This window comes from Bradyrhizobium sp. USDA 4506 (assembly GCF_054058795.1).
In genome coordinates this window covers 1,313,902-1,330,436 of sequence record NZ_JBSSBM010000002.1, presented here as the reverse complement: position 1 = coordinate 1,330,436, position 16,535 = coordinate 1,313,902, and the positions used below count along the sequence as shown (strand labels likewise).

Below are 16,535 nucleotides of genomic sequence, written 5' to 3'. Positions count from 1 at the left end.
CTAAGGTAATTTCTTCTGCTAAGAAGACGTCTCCAAGAGGAGGAGACGAGTCGTGCCAGAACCGAAACAGACCAAGGCGTCGCCCACCATGGCTGACACAGATATCGCCATCGTCCGGATCGCGCCGGAGACGAGCTTCAAGAACAAGGCCTATGAAGCCTTGAAGGAAGCGATCCTGAAGATGGACATCTACGCGACGCCGGAGCCGGTGATGCTCGACGAGCGCGCACTGTCCGAGCGCCTCGGCGTCAGCCGCACGCCGATCCGCGAAGCGATCGCGATGCTCGAGCAGGACGGATTCGTGAAGACCGTGCCGCGCCGCGGCATCGTCGTGGTCCGCCGCACCAAGGCGGAGATCGTCGACATGATCCGCGCCTGGGCGGCGCTGGAGAGCATGGCGGCGCGCCTGATCACGACCACCGCGCGCAAGAAGGACATCTCGGCGCTGCGCGACTTCTTCAAGGACTTCAGCGACGATCGCCTGCCGCAGGATCACGTCGAGGAATATTCCAAGGCCAACATCGCCTTCCACCAGGCGCTGATCTCGCTGTCGGAATCGCCTGTTCTGGTCGACCTCACCAATGACCTGCTGCTGCATGTGCGCGGCTATCGCCAGCTCACGATCGGCCGCAAGGACCGCACCGCGACCTCGCTGCCCGAGCATCTCGGGATCATCGAGGCGCTGGAAGCGCGCGACACCGAGCTTGCCGAGAAGCGCGCGCGCGACCACACGCTTGGGCTTGCCGCCTATGTCGAGGCGCACGGCCAAGAATTATTCACGTAGAGAACCGTTCACTTAAGTTTGAGAGTCCACACCCGCTTCAGACGACAATCAGATCGTCCGAACAAAGAACGATCAGGGAGACGATGCCGATGCTGAATACCGCTACGAAGTCCGAGGCACCGGGCACCGAGCAAGAACTGACCGATGGCTTCCATCTCGTCATCGATGCGCTCAAGCTCAACGGCATCGACACCATCTATGGTGTGCCGGGTATCCCGATCACGGACCTGGGCCGCATGGCCCAGGCGGCGGGCATTCGCGTGCTCTCGTTCCGCCATGAACAGAATGCCGGCTATGCGGCCTCGATCGCCGGCTTCCTGACCAAGCGGCCCGGCGTCTGCCTCACGGTGTCGGCGCCCGGCTTCCTCAACGGCCTCACCGCGCTCGCCCACGCCACCACCAACTGCTTCCCGATGATCCTGGTCTCGGGCTCGTCCGAGCGCGAGATCGTCGACCTGCAGCAGGGCGACTATGAAGAGATGGACCAGCTCGCGATCGCCAAGCCGCTGTGCAAGGCGGCGTTCCGCGTGCTGCACGCCCAGGACATCGGCATCGGCCTTGCGCGCGCGATCCGCGCCGCGGTGTCGGGCCGTCCGGGCGGCGTCTATCTCGACCTGCCCGCAAAGCTGTTCTCGCAGGTGATGAACGCCGACGCCGGTCAGAAGTCGCTGGTCAAGGTGATCGACGCCGCGCCCGAGCAGATCCCCTCCCCGTCTTCGGTCAAGCGCGCGCTGGACGTGCTGAAGAGCGCGAAGCGTCCGCTCGTCATCCTCGGCAAGGGCGCGGCCTACGCGCAGGCCGACGAGGCGATCAAGAATTTCGTCGAGAAGAGCGGCGTGCCGTTCCTGCCGATGAGCATGGCCAAGGGCCTGCTGCCCGATCTGCATCCGCAATGCGCGGGTGCGGCGCGCTCGACCGTGCTGAAGGAAGCCGACGTCGTGATGCTGATCGGCGCCCGCCTCAACTGGCTGCTCTCGCATGGCAAGGGTAAGAGCTGGGGTGAAGCTCCGAAGAAGTTCATCCAGGTCGACATCGAGCCGAAGGAAATGGATTCCAACGTCGAGATCGTCGCTCCCGTGGTCGGCGATATCGGCTCCTGCGTCTCGGCGTTCCTCGACGCCATGGGCGCGAACTGGACCGCGGCGCCGTCCGACTGGCTCTCGACCATCGCCAAGAAGCGCGACGACAACGTCGCCAAGATGGCGCCGAAGCTGATGAGCAACGCTTCGCCGATGGACTATCACGGCGCGCTCGGCGCGCTGCGCGCCATCATCGCGGAACGTCCGGACACCATCTTCGTCAACGAGGGCGCCAACACGCTCGACCTCGCCCGTGGCGTCGTCGACATGCACAAGCCGCGCAAGCGGCTCGACGTCGGCACCTGGGGCGTGATGGGCATCGGCATGGGCTATTCGATCGCCGCTGCGGTCGAGACCGGCCTGCCCGTGCTCGCGGTCGAAGGCGACAGCGCGTTCGGGTTCTCGGGCATGGAGATCGAGACCATCTGCCGCTACAGGCTGCCGATCTGCGTCGTGATCTTCAACAATGACGGCATCTATCGCGGCACCGACGTCAACAGCGCCGGCGACGATCCGGCGACCACCGTGTTCGTCAAGGGCTCGCGCTACGACAAGATGATGGAAGCCTTCGGCGGCGTCGGCGTCAACGCCACCTCGCCGGACGAGTTGAAGCGCGCGGTCAATGCGGCGCTGGATTCCGGCAAGCCGACGCTGATCAACGCGGTGATCGATCCGGCGGCGGGCTCGGAGAGCGGCCGCATCGGCAACCTCAATCCGCAGAGCGTTCTGCAGAAGAAGAAGTAACCCCTAACCCCCATCACTCCCTGCGGGTGCAGGGGCAGACAGAGTACGGAGCAAACATTATGACCAAGGCGCTGAAGGGCGTTCGCATTCTCGATTTCACCCACGTCCAGTCGGGTCCGACCTGCACGCAATTGCTGGCCTGGTTCGGCGCCGACGTGATCAAGGTCGAGCGTCCCGGCGTCGGCGACATCACGCGCGGCCAGCTGCAGGACATCCCGAACGTGGACAGCCTGTATTTCACCATGCTGAATCACAACAAGCGCTCGATCACGCTCGACACCAAGAACCCGAAGGGCAAGGAAGTGTTGACCGCGCTGATCAAGCAGTGCGACGTGCTGGTCGAAAACTTCGGCCCCGGCGTGCTCGATCGCATGGGCTTCCCCTGGGAGAAGATCCAGGCCATCAACCCGAAGATGATCGTCGCCTCGATCAAGGGTTTTGGCCCCGGCCCGTATGAGGACTGCAAGGTCTACGAGAACGTCGCGCAGTGCACCGGCGGTGCCGCCTCGACCACCGGCTTCCGCGACGGCCTGCCGCTGGTCACCGGCGCGCAGATCGGCGACAGCGGCACCGGGTTGCATCTCGCACTCGGCATCGTCACCGCGCTGTACCATCGCACCCACTCCGGCAAGGGCCAGCGCGTCACCGCCGCGATGCAGGACGGCGTGCTCAACCTTGCCCGGGTCAAGCTGCGCGACCAGCAGCGGCTCGCCCACGGTCCGCTGAAGGAATACAGCCAGTTCGGCGAAGGCATTCCGTTCGGCGATGCCGTGCCGCGCGCCGGCAACGATTCCGGCGGCGGCCAGCCCGGCCGCATCTTGAAGTGCAAGGGCTGGGAGACCGACCCGAACGCCTACATCTACTTCATCACCCAGGCCCCGGTCTGGGAGAAGATCTGCGACGTGATCGGCGAGCCGACCTGGAAGACCGATCCGAACTACGCCAAGCCGCCGGCCCGCCTGCCGCGCCTCAACGAGATCTTCGCCCGCATCGAGCAGTGGACGATGACCAAGACCAAGTTCGAGGCGATGGAGATCCTCAACAAGGACGACATCCCCTGCGGTCCGATCCTGTCGATGAAGGAGATCGCCGAAGACCAGTCGCTGCGCGCGACCGGCACCGTGGTCGAGGTCGATCATCCGACCCGCGGCAAGTACGTCTCGGTCGGCAACCCGATTAAGCTCTCGGATTCGCCGAGCGACGTTCAGCGCTCGCCGCTGCTCGGCGAGCACACCGACGAGATCCTGCGCGAGGTGCTCGGCTTCAGCGATCACCAGGTCGCCGAGATCCACGACTCCGGCGCGCTCGACCCGCCGCGCAAGCAGGCGGCCGAGTAAAGGCAGCGCTCAAGCAGAAACACGAATGGCCGCGGGCAACCGCGGCCATTTTCGTTCCGGCCGGTCGTCAGTTCCGCCGTCGTGGCGAGATCAAGGTCCCCGGCGAAAGCCGGCGCTCATTGCCAGCCCGGAACTCCACGCATGTCGGGTAAGTGATGTGCAATGCCCTTGTGGCAATCGATGCAGGTCTTCTCGCCGGTAAACAGGAAGCGCTGGTGCGCCACCGACGCGCGCGGTGACTGCTTGGTGATATCCATCGATTCCGCGCTGTGACAGTTGCGGCATTCGAGTGAATCGTTGGCCTTGAAACGCGCCCACTCATGCAGCGCGAGCTCGAGCCGCTTGTCGACAAACTTGTCGCGGGTGTCGATGACACCGAACAGGTGGCCCCACACCTCCTTGGAGGCCTGCATCTTGCGTGCGATCTTGTCGGTCCAGTTGTGCGGAACGTGACAGTCCGGGCAGGTGGCGCGGACGCCGGAGCGATTGGTGAAATGGATGGTCGACTTCAGTTCCGCAAACACGTTTTCGCGCATCTCGTGGCAGCCGGTGCAGAATTTCTCGGTGTTGGTCAATTCGAGCGCGGTATTGAACCCGCCCCAGAAAATCACCCCGGCGACGAAGCCCGCGATCACCAGCACGCCGAGCCCAAACACCGTGCTCGGCCGCACCAGCACGTCCCACAGCTCGCGCGCGAAGGCCCATGCGCGTCGGAAGAGCCCCTCCTTCGAGGCTTGGGGGTCGGCCGCCTTCATCGACGGCCGCCCGGACCCGCGCGGCTCAGCATGGTGTCGATGTCGACGAAGTCGTTGCTGATGGGCGGATTGCTCACGCTCTGCGGTACGTGACATTCAGTGCAGAAAAAACGGCGCGGCGAGATCGACGCAAGGAACTGGCCGTCGCGATCCATGAAATGAGTAATCGAGACCATCGGCGCCTGCGACTCGCCGGTGCGGGCGCGCGCGTGACAGGACAGGCATTTGTTGCTGTTCAGATCGATCTGGTAGCCGTCGATCGAATGCGGAATCACCGGCGGCTGCTCGGGATAGTTCCTGACCTCCCGCTCGGACGTGTTGCGCGTCGGCATCATCGGCGGAGCCGGGCCTTCATTATCGAGCGGCGTCGGCCCCCGCAGCCCGGAATCGAGCGATTGCGCCGCCAATGTGCCGGTGCCGGCCCCTATCGCCAGGACGAGCAGAACGACGCGCAGGTCCCTGATCATGACGGCAGCACCTTCTCGATGCGCACGGCGCATTTCTTGAAATCGGTCTGCAGCGAAAGCGGATCGGTGGCGTCGAGCGTCACCTTGTTGATCAGCTTCGACTCGTCGAACCAGGGGACGAACACCAGACCTCGCGGCGGCCGGTCGCGGCCGCGGGTCTCCAGCCGCGCCCGGATGAACCCGCGGCGAGAGATCACCTTGACCTCGTCACCGCGTCGCAGCTTGGCCTCCTGCGCATCATCCGGATGCATGAAGCAGACGGCCTCGGGAAACGCGCGATAGAGTTCGGGCACGCGGCGGGTCATGGTGCCGGAGTGCCAATGCTCCAGCACCCGGCCGGTGGAAAGCCACAAGGGGTATTCGCTATCAGGCGATTCCGCCGGCGGTTCGTAGGGAAGCGCAAAGATGCGCGCCTTGCCATCGGCAAAACCGTAGAACTGCACGCCTCTGCCCTGCCCGACATACGGGTCCGAGCCTTCGCGGAAACGCCACTTCGTCTCCTTGCCGTTCACGACGGGCCAGCGCAGCCCGCGCTCGCCGTGATAGGCATCGAACGGCGCGAGATCGTGGCCGTGGCCGCGGCCGAAGCTGGCATATTCCTCGAACAGCCCTTTCTGGACATAGAAGCCAAACGCCTTGGATTCGTCGTTGGCGTAGCCCGACGCGACGTCGGAGACCGGAAACTTGTCGACCTGGCCGTTGCGATAGAGCATGTCGAACAGCGTCTTGCCACGATACTCCGGCTTCTTTGCCAGCAACTCTTCCGGCCAGACCTCCTCGATCTTGAAGCGCTTGGAAAACTCCATCAATTGCCAGAGATCTGAACGCGACTCGCCCGGAGCGGTGACGAGCTGGTGCCAGAACTGGGTGCGCCGCTCGGCATTGCCATAGGCGCCTTCCTTTTCCACCCACATCGCGGTCGGCAAGATCAGGTCGGCGCCGAGCGCGGTGACGGTCGGATAGACTTCCGAAACGACAATGAAATTGTCGGGGTTGCGGAAACCGGGATAGGTTTCCTCGTTGATGTTGGGACCGGCCTGCAAATTGTTGTTGACCTGCACCCAGTAGGCGTTGAGCAGACCGTCCTTCAGCATCCGGCTTTGCAACACCGCGTGATAGCCCGGCTTGTCCGGAATCGTGCCTTCCGGCAACTTCCAGATCTCCTCCGCCTTGTCGCGATGCGCCTTGTTGGTGACGACCATGTCTGCCGGGAGGCGGTGCGAGAAGGTACCCACCTCGCGTGCGGTACCGCAGGCCGAGGGCTGGCCGGTCAGCGAAAACGGGCTGTTGCCGGGCTCCGCGATCTTCCCGGTCAGAAGGTGAAGATTGTAGACCAGATTGTTGCACCAGACGCCGCGGGTGTGCTGGTTGAAACCCATGGTCCAGAAGCTGACGACCTTGGTCTTCGGGTCAGCGTAGAGCTCGGCCAGCGCCTCCAGGCGATTGAGCGGAACGCCCGACATCTTCGCCGCCTTTTCCAGCGTGTAGTCGGCGAGGAATTTGACGTAGTCGTCGTAGCTCATATCGGTGGCATCGTTGGCCTTGGCCGCACCCGTCGCCTTCTTCTGCAGCGGATGATCGGGCCTCAGGCCGTAGCCGATGTCGGTCTGGCCGCGCTTGAACACGGTATGCGCGGTGACGAAATCCTTGTTCACGCGCCCGGTCTTGATGATGTGATTGGCGATCGCATTGAGGATGTAGAGATCGGAGTGCGGCGTGAACACGATCCCGATGTCGGCAAGGTCGAACGATCGGTGCTCGAAGGTCGAAAGCACGGCGACCCGCACATGCGCCGCCGAAAGCCTGCGGTCGGTCACCCGCGTCCACAGAATCGGGTGCATCTCCGCCATGTTGGAGCCCCACAACACGAAGGCATCGGTGGCCTCGATGTCGTCGTAGCAGCCGGCCGGTTCGTCCATGCCGAAGGTGCGCATCATGCCGACCACGGCTGAGGCCATGCAGTGGCGCGCGTTGGGATCGATGTTGTTGGAGCGAAAGCCGGCCTTGAACAGTTTTGAAGCCGCATAGCCCTCCCAGACCGTCCATTGGCCGGAGCCGAACATGCCGATGCCGCTCGGCCCGCGCTGCTTCAGCGCCGCCTTGAACTTCTCGGCCATGATGTCGAACGCCTCGTCCCACGCGACCGGGGTGAAGTCTCCGTTCTTGTCGTACTTGCCGTTCGTCTTGCGCAGCATCGGCTGCGTCAGGCGATCGTGGCCGTACATGATTTTGGAGAGGAAGTAGCCCTTCACGCAGTTGAGGCCGCGATTTACCTCGGCCTTGATATCGCCGTGGGTGGCAACGACGCGATTGTCCTTGGTTGCCACCATGACGCTGCAGCCGGTGCCGCAGAAGCGGCAGGGAGCCTTGTTCCAGTCGAGTTCGCTGGCATCACGGTCAGCGACGAGGTTTGCCGCGACCGACGCAACTGGCATTCCGCCGGCCGCAGCGGCGATCGCGGCGGCCTCCAGCTTCAGCATCTGGCGGCGGTCGAGCTTGGTTTCGGTCATGGCTTGCCTCCCGGCACTTCAGCAGACGTCGATGGCGTGAAACACCAGCGAGGCGGAATGGACGTGCGGTAACAGAGCGATCGTGTTCAACGTCGCGCCGAGCGCACCGGCATCGGGTGCATCGACCACCACGACGAGCTTGCCTCTGGGGTCGCGGCCGAAAATCTCGCAGCCGGAAACGGCGAGGATGTCGGCTTCGACCGCATCAAGGCTCTCGGGGCGGGCCTGCACCAGGATGCTGGCGATCTCGCCCCCCGGGGGCGTCACGACGCGCTCCGCTGTCAAGGCGCGGCCGGTAATCAACATACGGCGATTGATCGCGGTCTTGCGCACAACGATGCTCTCCCTGTCAGTGCGGTGGGGGCGGACCGGGAGGGCCGGCCACCATTTGGTAGATCCAGATCGCGAGTCCGTATGACCCCACAGTCGCGACCGCGAGCCCCGGCATCAGGATGGCGGTCAGGAACAGGAAGGCGAAGATTTCCATTCGCGTTCGGCGACGCCGTGCATCTGCGTCGCCGTCTGCGACCGCCATGATCGTGTCTCTCGCTTGGGACGTTGGGGGGACGGCATCCGGGCCGCTGCCTTGGACATCAACCTAAGGAGCGGCGGTGAGCGGACATTGATTCAGATCAATGTGCGGAGCGACGGCCTCACGCAGCAAACATATCTCGGGCGAGCGAGACGACTCTACGTGGTAATCAATCGCACGCCGGATCAACCACCCTCGCCGCTCTCGCCGTTACCGCCCTCGTCGCCCGGCACATATTCCAGGATATCGCCCGGCCGGCAGTCCAGCTCGCGGCAGATTGCCGACAGCGTCGAGAAGCGCATCGCCTTCGCCTTGCCGGTCTTCAGGATCGACAGGTTCTGGATCGAAATGCCGATCGCGTCCGCGAGGTCTCCGAGGCGGCGCTTGCGCTTTGCGAGCATGACATCGAGGTTCACCACGATGGGCACAAGCATCACCCTCAGATCGTCAGATCGTTTTCGGACTGCAACAGGATGGCCTGCTCGATCACGAATTTCAGCGCCATCAGGAACACGCCGCCCGCGACGGTGCCGACGTCGACGCCGTAGCTCGGCAGGAAGAACTTGATGTCGCCGAGCTGATACAGCGCATAGGTCACCGCGATGGTCGTGATCGTATCCACAAACGGCCAGACCACCAGGAAGATCCCCATCCACCAGACACCCTGCAGCGTTTCGGACACGAAGATCCGTCCGTTGGCGAATCGGTTCACCATGCGATGTAGGATGCCGATCAGCACGGCGTAAAACGATACCCCAAGCGCGAACAGCGACCAGAACAACACCTGGCCCTTGGCGGACATGGTCAGCGGGTTGGCGACGATGCTGGCGCACTTCGCCTGCTCGCCGATCAGGCTCTCGGCGATCGTCGCCGACGCCGTGGTGGTGCGGTAATAGGCCAGCCACAACACCACCGGCAACGCCGCCCAGATCAACCAGAACGCCCGATCGAGCCTGCGAAACCAGAGCTGGCGCTGCTCACGAACCGATTTCCCCATCGCACCCATCCGAAAAATTCTTGCCAGAAAGCCGTTACGGCCGGATTGCATCATGCCCAGGCAATGTCATTGACTCAACCTTAAACGCGATTTATTTCATGTTTATCATGAAATTTTTCATGAAGAAGGTGGATGATGACGGTAATCCCAGACCAAAACGGCCTGCGCAAGGCCCTGAAGCAATTGATCCACGCTCACCTCACGCGCCGCCTGATCGTGGCCACGTTCCACATCCCGCTGCTCGGCAGCCCCGCCGATGCCGCCAAGGCGAGCGACAAGGCCAACGATCCGGCCGGCGTCTGGCTGACCCAATCCGGCGACGCCAGGATCAAGGTCCACCGATGCGGCAGCGCGCTGTGCGGCCGCGTCGTCTGGTTGAAGGAGCCGACAGACAAGGCCACCGGCAAGCCGCAGCTCGACGACAAGAATGCCGATCGCGCGCAGCGCACCCGACCGGTCATAGGCATGTCGCTGTTCATCAACATGCAGCCCGCCGGCCCGAACAAATGGGCCGGCCGGATCTACAACGCCGACGACGGCAAGACCTATGAGAGCTCGGTGACGCTGGTGTCGCCGGGCACGCTGAACGTTCGCGGCTGCATGGGAACGCTGTGCGCCGGCGAAGACTGGACGCGGTGAAGGGAATGCGGTGAAGGGACTTGGCCCCGACCCTTCATCGGCCAAGAAGAAAAGCAAACCCGCACTCGAGGCCGCCGCATTTGGGCGGCCTTCTTTTATAAACGCGCCGCCCGCCTCAATCTTCGAGGCCGAGCTTCCACAGCGGCGGCAGATCGGCGAAGGGCGGCGTGGTGTGGGCGATGACGATCGCGGCGCGCCGGCTGTCGGAATCGATCTTGCTGTTGATCGCCTTGACGTGCGCCTTCACGGCATCGAGCCCGACGCCGAGGATGCCCGCGATCTCTTCGTTCGACTTGCCCTGCGCGATCCACGACGCCACCTCGATCTGGCGCGGCGTCAGCGCGGGAAATGCCAGACGCAGGCGGTCGCTCGGTGTCAGCGCCGCCAGCGTTCGCTCCTGCGCCTGGCGGTAGCCGCGTAGGATGTGCGGACGAAAACCCTGCATCCGGTCGCGCTCCTCGTCGCTGAACGCCGGCCGTCCCACCACGCGATGCCCGACAACCGTGACCACATAACCGGCGTGCTCGAACGCGATCCCCATGATCCGCCGCGCCCCCGACGGCAGGAACACCTCCTTGGCAATCGGCAGCTCGACGAATTCCTCGTCGCTGAAGAAATCCGACTCGCGCAGCGCGCGTTCGCCATAGAACGCCGGATCGTGCTGCCAGAACGGATGCGAGTGCATGTGCTTCGCAAACGCCTGCATGCCGCGGGCACGAACCTCCGGATCGTCGCCGACCGAAATCAACGACCGGAAATCCCAGCTCGGACGATGGAACTCGGTGAAGCTCACCACCTCCGCATCGACCAGGCGGCCGACGCCGGCGAACAGGACACCCGGCAGCGTGTGCAGGTTGGACTCGGATTCGTAGAGACGAATGATTTCGTCGTCGAGTGTGCTGTCCCGTTGCATGGGATTCTGATCGACCAGGTTTGATTTGATTTTTTGGCGATCACTGCAACGTCGCGACGTGCCCACATGTTGCAGCAAAGCCTCGCTCGCCGTCTTATCGTTCGTGCGCGCGTTGGTATACCCCTTAGGGTAATGGCCAGATCGCATTCGATTACGGAATCTCTCCGCTGTGTCGAGTCCGACACATCGCGCAACGTCATCAGGGACTGCAACACACATGGCCCGGCGAAAGTTGCAACAATCCGAGTTACTACCGGGACTGAATGCGGTGCCCCATTTGACGACGCAGCGGAACGTCCCGCTGTAGGACAGTTCGACGACACCGTAGCGGTTGCTTGGCCTCGATCTGCGCATCACGTCGCAGGCAAGCGTCGGCATCTCCTATGTCGGCCAGTTGGCCGATCGGGTGCAGGATCATTCGGTGAAGGGCAATTTCAGCTGGAAGTTCTGACGACGGCTTCGACACCATCGTCGCTGTTGAATTGGCGTGACACGCGACGTCTCGCGCTCTTCCCGCTAACGGGAAGAGCAAGCCGTCTTGATTCAATTTGCGCGCAATTCGCAGCGATTGTGGGACCCGCCTGTTGCAGCAAAGCCTCGCTCGGCGACTTATCGTACGTGCGCACGTTGAATACCCTTTTGGGTAGTGGCCAGATCGTAGTCCATTACGGAATCTGTCGGCAGTGTCGACTCCGACACATCATGCGACATCATCAGGGCTCGAGTCACGTAAGCCCGATGAAGGCGGTGACATCTCGAGGCTGCCGGGGCTGAATGCGGTGACAATGCGGGAATACGCGGCGAAGGATTTCGCTGTAGGACAGTTCGGTGGCGCGCAGACCGCCCGTCTCGATGCGAAGTCGCGCGCGAGTTATTTTCGCACCCTCGCCACGGTCTCGCCGCTTGCGCTGATCCTCGGCACGGCCGGCCTGACATTGCCGGCTCACGCCCAGGCGGCCTGCACGGCTGACACCACGGCGTGCAGCGCTGCCGGTGGTCCCAACTCCGGCGGGCGTGGCGGCTTCGGCGGCAACGGCAATGGCGTCGGCGGCAACAGCACCAACCTGGTGGGCGCCGACACCGTGCAAGTGCCTGGCAGCCCCAGCAGCGGCGGCACCGGCGGGATCGGCGGTGCGGGGGAGAACGCTGGAGGAAACGGCGGCGCGCCGGGCTCGGCACTAACCGGAACGGCTGTCGTGACGACACCAACCACCGGCGTGACCGGCGACACCGGACCGGACGGGTTTCATTTTGGGTCAGGCGGCGGCGGCGGCGGCACCGGGGTGTATTTTTCGGGCACATCCCTGACCGTCAATGGCGGAGTGACAGTCAACGCCGGTAACGGCGGTGCTGGCGGAAATTCTCCCGGCGCCGGTGGCGGTGGTGGCGGCGGCGGCGGTGGCGCCGGCGTGGTCTCCACCGCAGCCGGCGCCTTCGTCTCGAATGCGGGGACGATCACGGGAGGGCAAGGCGGGACCGGAGGCGGCGGGACCGGACTCGGCGGCGGCGGCGGGGGCGGCGGCGATGGCTTGCTGGTGCTCGGCGATGGAACGTCGATAAGCAACGCCGGCAGCATTACCGGAGGCGGCGGCGGCAGCGGCGGGATCGGCTCCCTTGGCGGAGCCGGCACCGGCGGCAGCGGCGCCGGCGTCAATCTGGTCAGCAGCGATAATACACTGGGCAACACCGGCACCATCACGGGCGGTGCCGCGACCGGCACAGGTACGGCCGGCGTCGGTGTCATGACCAATGGAAACAGCACCATCAACAATGCCGGCACGATCAGCGGCGGGCTCAACGCCGACGGCGCAACCCATGCGGCCGCGATCCGTTTCGGTGGAACCAGCAACGTCCTGAATTTGCTGACCGGCTCGACGCTTGTCGGCGATATTCAATTGATTACGGGTGCCGCTGCAACGATTGCAGCACAAAACAACGGGTTCGCGCTCGGCAACAACATCGTGCTCGGCTCCGGCTCCCTCGTCGCCTTCAACACCACGCCGGCCAATTTTTCAGTCACCGGTGTGGTATCGGGCGCCGGCAGCGTGGCCGTGACCGGAATAGGCACGCTCACACTCTCCGGGACCAACAGCTACACCGGAGGAACGACGCTGGCGGGCGGAACGCTGTCGGTGTCGTCAGAGGCCAACCTCGGCGCGGCTTCGGGCTCCCTGACCTTCAACGGCGGCACGCTCCAGGTGACCGGCACGAGCTTCACCGGTACGTCACGCACCATCAATTGGGGCGGCGGCGGCTTCGAGATCGTCGATGGCACCAACAATTTCGTCGTCAGCAACTCGTTCACGGGCAACGGCGGGCTGACCAAGTCCGGCGCCGGAACGCTGACCTTCACCGGCACCAACAACTACTCCGGCGGCACCACCATCTCCGCCGGCACGCTGCAACTCGGCAACGGCGTCAGCTTCGGATCCATCACCGGCAACGTGGTGAACAACGGCATTTTCGCCGTCAACCGATCGGACATCTATACCTTCGGCGGGACGATCTCGGGCAGCGGTGCGTTCGCGCAGATCGGCATCGGCACCACCATCCTGACCGGCACCAACAGCTATGGCGGCGGCACGACTATGTCGCGTGGCACAGTGCAGGTGTCATCGGACACCAATCTCGGCGCCGCGTCGGGCGCGCTGAATTTCGACGGCGGTGGCACGCTGCGGGTCACCGGCACAGCCTTCACCGGCACCACGCGCGCCATCAACCTGGGCAGCGGCGGCGGAGCGTTCGATATCGCCGATGCCGCCAACAATTTCACCCTGGGCCAGTCGATCAACGGAAACGGCACCCTGTTCAAGTTCGGCGCCGGAACGCTGACCTTGACCGGCAACAGCAGCCTGACTGGCGGCATCGCAATCAGCGCGGGCACGCTGCAACTCGGCAACGGCGGCACCTCCGGCTCCATCCTGGGCCAGGTGGTGAACAATGGCACCTTCGCCATCAACCGCTCCGACACCTATACTTTCGGCGGCGACATCTCGGGCAGCGGCGGGTTCGTGCAGAAGGGCAGCGGCACCACCATCCTGACCGGCACCGGCCGCTATGGCGGCGGCACGACGATCGCGAACGGCACGCTGCAGATCGGCAATGGCGGCACGTCGGGCGCGATCACCGGTAACGTCTTCAACAACGGACGGCTGATCTTCAACCGCTCCGACGACAGCACCTTTGCCGGTTCGATCAGCGGCGGCGGCCTCTTCACCAAGAGCGGGACCGGCACGCTGACGCTCTCCGGCAACAACACCTATACCGGTGGCACGCAGCTGCTCGGCGGCACCTTGGTCGTACAAGGTGGCAACGCCATTGGCGACAATTCCAGCGTCATCGTGCTCGGCAACAGCACGCTGCGCCTGCTCAGCAATGAGACGGTGGCAACGCTGTCGTCCGGCACCACCGATTTCGGCACCGTCGATCTGGCCGGCGGCAATCTCACCACCAGCCTGAAGTCGACCATCACCACCGCGCTCTACTACGGCGCCATCACCGGCGCGGGCGGTTACATCAAGGACGGCAGCTACAAGCAGGTGCTGGCCGGCACCAGCAGTTACACCGGCGGCACCACGATCCAGGCCGGCACGCTGCAGCTCGGCGATACCACGCATCAGGGCAAGATCATCGGCAGCGTGCTCAACAACGCCACCTTCGAGGTGGTCAACGCCGATACCTCGGGCCTGACCACGATCACCAACAACAGCAAGCTGAATTTCCGCAACGCGACCTCGGCCGGCGCCGTCACGCTCACCACCACAGCGAGCGGCCAGACCGCGTTTGCCGGCAGCAGCACGGCGGGCAATGCCCGTCTCGTCACCGACGCCGGCGGCGTCGTGGATTTTTCCGCAAGCACGGGGCCGGCCGGAAACCGCGTTCTCTCCGCCGGCTCGATTGAGGGAGCCGGCCGCTATAATCTCGGCGCGAACGCACTCACCGTCGGCGGCAACGACCTGTCGACGATCGTCAGCGGCGTCATCGCCGACGGCGGCTCGAGCGGCGGCACCGGCGCATCGCTCACCAAGATCGGCGCCGGCACGCTGACCCTGAACGGCCAAAGCACCTACACCGGCGCGACCAACGTCAACGCCGGCAAGCTCGTGGTCGGCGACGACAGCCACGGCGGCGCAAGCCTTGCCAGCGCCGTCACGGTGAACAATGGCGGCACCCTCGGCGGCATCGGCACCGTCGGCGGCATCACGGCCAATGCCGGCGGCATCGTCGCGCCCGGCAATTCGATCGGCACCTTGAACGTCGCCGGCAACGTTTCCTTCGCGGCCGGCTCGATCTACCAGGTCGAGGCCAATGCGGCCGGCCAGTCCGACAAGATCATAGCCACCGGCACCGCGACGCTCGCCGGCGGCAATGTGCTGGCGCTGGCGCAGACCGGCACCTATGCGCCGCAGACGGTCTACACGATCCTCACCGCGAACGGCGGCGTGAACGGCACCTTCACCGATGTCACGAGCAGCCTGACATTCCTCACGCCGACGCTGAGCTACGACGCCAACGACGTCTTCCTGACACTCGCCCGCAACGCCACCTCGCTGACGAGCGTCGCGACGACACCGAACCAGATCGCCGTCGCCGGCGCACTGGACGCAAGCGGGCAACAGCGCGATCCGCTAATGATCGCGGTGCTGAACCAGAACGCCGCCGGCGCGCGACAGGCGTTCGATGCGCTGTCGGGCGAAGTGCATGCCAGCGCGCAGACCGCGATGCTCGACGACTCGCGCTACCTGCGCGATGCCGTGCTCGGCCGTCTGCGGCAAGCTTCGTTCGCCGGCAGCAGCGGGCCGATGGCGGCGCTCGGTTCAGGTGGCCCGCAGACCGCTGCGATGGATCAGCTGTCGGTCAGCACCGCGCTCGCCTATGCCGGCACCGAGCGGTCCGCGTTTCCGGTCAAGGCGCCGCCACTCGCGCGTGCTGCGCCGATCGCGGACACCACATTCTGGGCACAGGGGGTCGGCGCCTGGGGCCGGTTGAACGGCGCCGGCAACGCCGCGGGAATGACGCGCGACCTCGCCGGCTTCTTCAGCGGCGTCGATCATAGATTCGCGCCGAACTGGATCGCCGGCATCGCCGGCGGCTACACCAGTTCGTCGGTTCATATCGGCGATCGCGCGAGCTCGGCCGATATCGAGACCGCGCATCTCGCCGGCTATGTCGGCGCGAGCTACGGCGCGGTCAATCTGCGCGGCGGCGCCTCGGCAAGCTTCAGCACGCTCGACACCAGCCGTTCGATCGTGTTCCCGGGCTTCTTCGACGCGGCGCGCGGCCGCTATGACGCGACCACCGCGCAGGTGTTCGGCGAGATCGGCTACGGGCTATCGCTCGGCCGCGCCGCGCTCGAGCCGTTCGCCGGCCTCGCCTGGGCCCACCTCAGCACCGACAGTTTTGCCGAGACCGGCGGCAGCGGCGCTGCCGCGCTGCGCGGCGCCGGCAGCGATCAGGATGTCGGCTACTCCTCGCTCGGCGCCCGCATCGCCACCAGCTTCGCCCTCACCAACGGCATGCAGCTGACGCCGCGTGCCTCGGTGGCGTGGCAGTACGCCTTCGGCGACGTGACCCCGACGGCGGCGCTCGCGTTCCAGGGCCTGGGAACCGGATTCACCGTGGCCGGCGTGCCGCTGGCGCGGAACGCGGCACTGGTCGAAGGCGGGCTCGACCTGCGGGTCACACCGCAGGCCAGCATCGGCATCGCCTATGTCGGCCAGCTTGCCGACCAGGTCCAGGACCACTCGGTAAAGGCCAGTTTTAGCTGGAAATTCTGAC

The 16,535-nt window shown here is 64.7% G+C and carries 13 protein-coding genes; 5 read left to right on the top strand and 8 right to left on the bottom strand.

Translation table 11 applies throughout. The annotated features are described in order from the left end of the window. Positions 1-88: 88 nt before the first annotated feature. The 3 genes from ACVIHF_RS08415 (at position 89) to frc (ending at position 3,944) form a co-directional block, all read left to right on the top strand. A complete protein-coding gene (locus tag ACVIHF_RS08415; RefSeq protein ID WP_050387017.1) occupies positions 89-784 on the top strand; it encodes a GntR family transcriptional regulator in 696 nt (231 codons plus the stop codon). An 89-nt stretch (positions 785-873) separates the two neighbouring features. After that, on the top strand, positions 874-2,607 hold the full coding sequence (gene oxc / locus ACVIHF_RS08410) for an oxalyl-CoA decarboxylase (protein WP_253609458.1): 1,734 nt from the start codon (positions 874-876) through the stop codon (positions 2,605-2,607). 59 nt (positions 2,608-2,666) lie between these two features. Then, positions 2,667-3,944, top strand: coding sequence for a formyl-CoA transferase (gene frc / locus ACVIHF_RS08405; protein ID WP_057020269.1), 1,278 nt, complete (start codon positions 2,667-2,669; stop codon positions 3,942-3,944). A gap of 116 nt (positions 3,945-4,060) precedes the next feature. Here the strand turns inward: frc and ACVIHF_RS08400 are convergent, their stop codons facing one another. From ACVIHF_RS08400 to ACVIHF_RS08370, 7 genes are all read right to left on the bottom strand, one after another. Continuing rightward, positions 4,061-4,699 (bottom strand): NapC/NirT family cytochrome c, encoded by a 639-nt coding sequence (locus tag ACVIHF_RS08400; protein ID WP_225163705.1) that lies wholly within the window; start codon positions 4,697-4,699, stop codon positions 4,061-4,063. After that, a complete protein-coding gene (locus ACVIHF_RS08395; protein WP_225163706.1) occupies positions 4,696-5,166 on the bottom strand; it encodes a nitrate reductase cytochrome c-type subunit in 471 nt (156 codons plus the stop codon). Before ACVIHF_RS08395 ends, ACVIHF_RS08400 begins: the two co-directional genes overlap by 4 nt. Continuing rightward, complete coding sequence (napA, locus tag ACVIHF_RS08390) at positions 5,163-7,676, bottom strand: nitrate reductase catalytic subunit NapA (RefSeq protein ID WP_310882813.1); 2,514 nt, start codon at positions 7,674-7,676, stop codon at positions 5,163-5,165. The genes ACVIHF_RS08395 and napA overlap by 4 nt, the downstream gene beginning before the upstream one ends. Positions 7,677-7,694: 18 nt before the next feature. Then, positions 7,695-7,982, bottom strand: coding sequence for a chaperone NapD (locus ACVIHF_RS08385; RefSeq protein ID WP_256559050.1), 288 nt, complete (start codon positions 7,980-7,982; stop codon positions 7,695-7,697). Between the two features lie 43 nt (positions 7,983-8,025). Next, on the bottom strand, positions 8,026-8,211 hold the full coding sequence (gene napE, locus ACVIHF_RS08380) for a periplasmic nitrate reductase, NapE protein (RefSeq protein ID WP_225163708.1): 186 nt from the start codon (positions 8,209-8,211) through the stop codon (positions 8,026-8,028). Positions 8,212-8,393: 182 nt separating this feature from the next. Then, positions 8,394-8,636: a helix-turn-helix domain-containing protein gene (locus ACVIHF_RS08375; RefSeq protein ID WP_253610058.1), complete on the bottom strand. Its 243-nt coding sequence runs from the start codon at positions 8,634-8,636 to the stop codon at positions 8,394-8,396. A gap of 11 nt (positions 8,637-8,647) precedes the next feature. After that, positions 8,648-9,205, bottom strand: a complete 558-nt coding sequence (locus ACVIHF_RS08370; RefSeq protein WP_159109482.1) for a DUF2975 domain-containing protein — start codon at positions 9,203-9,205, stop codon at positions 8,648-8,650. Between the two features lie 132 nt (positions 9,206-9,337). On the opposite strand from ACVIHF_RS08370, the gene ACVIHF_RS08365 reads away from it, so the two are divergent. Beyond that, positions 9,338-9,844 carry a DUF2147 domain-containing protein gene (locus tag ACVIHF_RS08365; RefSeq protein WP_156436518.1) on the top strand — a complete coding sequence of 169 codons (507 nt, stop codon included), beginning with the start codon at positions 9,338-9,340 and terminating at the stop codon, positions 9,842-9,844. A gap of 115 nt (positions 9,845-9,959) precedes the next feature. On the opposite strand, the gene ACVIHF_RS08360 is transcribed toward ACVIHF_RS08365, so the two are convergent. Beyond that, a complete protein-coding gene (locus ACVIHF_RS08360) occupies positions 9,960-10,757 on the bottom strand; it encodes a helix-turn-helix transcriptional regulator (RefSeq protein WP_253609461.1) in 798 nt (265 codons plus the stop codon). A 785-nt stretch (positions 10,758-11,542) separates the two neighbouring features. On the opposite strand from ACVIHF_RS08360, the gene ACVIHF_RS08355 reads away from it, so the two are divergent. Then, complete coding sequence (locus tag ACVIHF_RS08355) at positions 11,543-16,534, top strand: autotransporter domain-containing protein (RefSeq protein ID WP_256559051.1); 4,992 nt, start codon at positions 11,543-11,545, stop codon at positions 16,532-16,534. Position 16,535: the final 1 nt, after the last annotated feature.